This window comes from Mycetohabitans sp. B8 (assembly GCF_021991875.1).
Lineage (GTDB): Bacteria > Pseudomonadota > Gammaproteobacteria > Burkholderiales > Burkholderiaceae > Mycetohabitans.
This window is the reverse complement of sequence record NZ_JAHLKR010000044.1, coordinates 1-3,027: the sequence shown is the minus strand read 5'-3', so window position 1 is coordinate 3,027 and position 3,027 is coordinate 1. Positions and strand designations below refer to the sequence as shown.

Annotated in this window: 1 protein-coding gene; it reads right to left on the bottom strand. The window is 63.0% G+C overall.

Annotated elements, in window-relative coordinates:
* Window positions 1–3,027, bottom strand: a 3,027-nt coding sequence (locus KQH60_RS14595) for an amino acid adenylation domain-containing protein (protein ID WP_237577127.1), incomplete at both ends; no start/stop codon positions are given.

The following is a 3,027-nucleotide window of genomic DNA, read 5'->3' as shown; positions in this document are numbered from 1 at the left end:
AGAAACGCGTATGCTCGGCTTGGCTCACGCCCAAGCGCGCTTGCGCAACCAGATGACGGAACGGCTGCGCTGCGGGTAGCGTCTCGCCCCGGCCTTCGATGAACGCCTGCACCTCAGTGTGTAGGACCTCCAGCGTCGAGTGATCGCCAATCAGATGGTGCAGCAGTTGGACGAGCAGCCAGCGGCCATCGGTGTCTTGCGCAATCGCACAGCGCAGCAGCGGCGCCTGGGTCAAATCAACACGGTAGCGCCGCGGATCAAAGCGCCGCGCCAGCTGCTCAGCAATCGGTCCATCGGCCGGGTCCAACGTGAGCTCGGTCACCGACAGCGACGCGTGGCGCCAGACCACCTGCGCAGGGGTAGACACACCTTCCCACACAAACGCGGTGCGCAGAATGTCGTGCCGGTGGATGACCTGCTGGACAGCCTCCAGATACTGATCGAGCCGCGCGCGGCTATCAAAAGCGAACTGCGTGATCAGCAAATACGGATCGCCTTCGATGGCCAGCAGATGGTGAAACAGGATGCCGTCCTGCAGCGGCGAGAGCGCATAGAGGTCTTGGAGATTGGCGATGCCCCCCGGCACCTGCCCGACGATCCGGTCGATGTCGGCCTGCGTCAGTTCAATGAGCGGTAGCATGGATGGGGTGAGGGCCGTGGTCTCGGGCGTGATGACGTTGGGCGGCACGGCCACATCGCGAGGCTGGCCCAGCGTTTGCGCCAGCGCGCTGAGCGTCGGGGTGTCGAACAGCGTCCGCACAGACAATCCGAGCCCCCGACGCCGCAGACGCTCAATCAACTGCACGGCGAGCAGCGAATGGCCGCCGAGTGCAAAGAAGCTGTCGTGCCGACCGATACGTTCAACACCCAATAGCTCGGCCCAGATCGCTGCGAGCGTCGTCTCGAGTGCGCCTTGCGGTGCCTCGTACGCCTGGTGCGCAAACGCGTCGGTGTCTGGCTCGGGCAACGCACGCCGATCGAGCTTGCCGTTTGGCGTCAACGGTAACGCGTCGAGCCGCACGAACGCGGCCGGCACCATGTACTCGGGCAGTGCGGCGGCTACATGCGCGCGCAGCGTGCTCGCGAGTCGTTCATCGGGTTCGGCCACCACATAGGCGACCAGGCGCTTGTCGCCGCCGTCGCCCAGCGCCAGCACCGCAGCGTCACGCACTTGCGGGTGCCCAGCGAGACAGGCTTCGATTTCTCCCAGTTCAATGCGAAAGCCGCGCAGCTTGACTTGATGGTCGTTGCGGCCTAAGTATTCGATATTGCCGTCCGCCAGCCAACGACCCAGGTCACCCGTCTTGTACATTCGTTCCTGACGGTCTCCTTGGAACGGGTTAACCACGAAGCGTTCCGCCGTCATGGCGGGATGGTTCAGATAGCCTCGAGCCACGCCTGCACCGCCGATATGAATTTCTCCGGCTACTCCTACGGGTACCGGCTGGCCGTGGCGGTCAAGAATGTAGATTTGTGTATTCGCGATGGGTCGCCCAATGACTGCCTGTGGCAGTACTGGGTCCATGCTGCCGTATTCATAGAACGTGACGTCGCCATTGACTTCCGACGATCCATAAAAATTGAGCAACCGAATGCTCGGCCATGTGGCGACAGCCTGCCGTGCCAACTCCGGAGCTAGCCGCTCGCCACTGCATACGAGTATTCGTAGCCTGTCGAGCTGCTCCTTTGCCCCTTCCAAAAAAGATTTGAGCAACGATGGCACGACGACCAAATGGGACACGCCAGTCTGCCTGACCTGTCGCGCGAATAAGGACGCGTCTTTAACCGTAGCATGGTCGAACGTCACTAGCATGCCACCCGCGAGCAACGTTCCAAGTACCTCGGTGACCGAGTCCACGAAACCGATACTCGTCTTCAATGCAGTGACCGGCGGTTCTTTCAGCACATCCAGGACAAACCACAGCAGGCGGTTAGTCAGTCCCCCGATGGTCGCGCTTACGCCCTTCGGCGTACCAGTGGAGCCGGATGTGTAGATCACATACGCGAGATGGCGGGTCGTCAAGCCCGGCACCGACGGATTCGTGTGCGCTCGATCCGGCAGCACATTCGGATCGAGCACCGTGCGGGAGGCCAGCGCCGCGGCCCCCAACGCGGCGCGGCCCGCCGCATCGGCCAGCACCATCGCCGGTGCCGCATCACGCAGAATGTACGCCAAGCGCTCGCCCGGATACGCTGGATCCAGCGGCACATACGCGCCCCCCGCTTTGAGGATCGCCAGCAGCCCCACCACCAGCGCCGGCGAGCGCTCGACACAGAGCGCCACGCGCACCTCAGGCTGCACCCCCAACTCGATCAACCGATGCGCGAGGCGATTCGCTCGCGCATTGAGCTGCGCATAGCTAAGCGTTTGATCTTCGTACACGAGCGCGGTTGCCTCGGGCGTGCGCTCAGCCTGCGCTTCGAACAGCTGGTGGATGCATTGGTGCGCCGGATAATCGTGTTGCGTCGCGTTCCACGTTTGCAGCAGTAAGGTGCGCTCGGCTGGCGTGAGCAGCTCGACGCGAGCCACCGGTTGCTGCGCGTCGGCCACCATCGCTTGCAGCATCGTCTGCAGGTATCCGACGTGCCGTTCGATCGTCGCGCGCTCGAACAACGCCGTCGCATAGCTCAGCGTGCCGACGATTTCCTCGGCTGCCTCATACAGATTCAGGTCAAGATCAAACTTGACTACGTCATAGTCCAGCGCAAGCGGCTGCGCAGTGAGGCCGGGCAGGCCCCATACTTCGGTCTCATTGTTCTGCCACGCGAACATCACCTGAAACAGCGGCGTATGCGCGAGGCGGCGTGACGGCTGCACGATTTCCACCACCTGCTCGAACGGCAGGTCTTGATGCGTTTGCGCGTCCAATGTCGTGCGCTGCACCCGCTCGAGCAGTTGCGCCGCACTGGGCTCACCCGACAGATCCACGCGCAACGCCAGCGTGTTCACGAAGAAGCCGATCAACGGCTCGATCGCGGTGTGTCCCCGGTTCGCGCTCGGCGTGCCGATGACCAGATCGTGTTGAC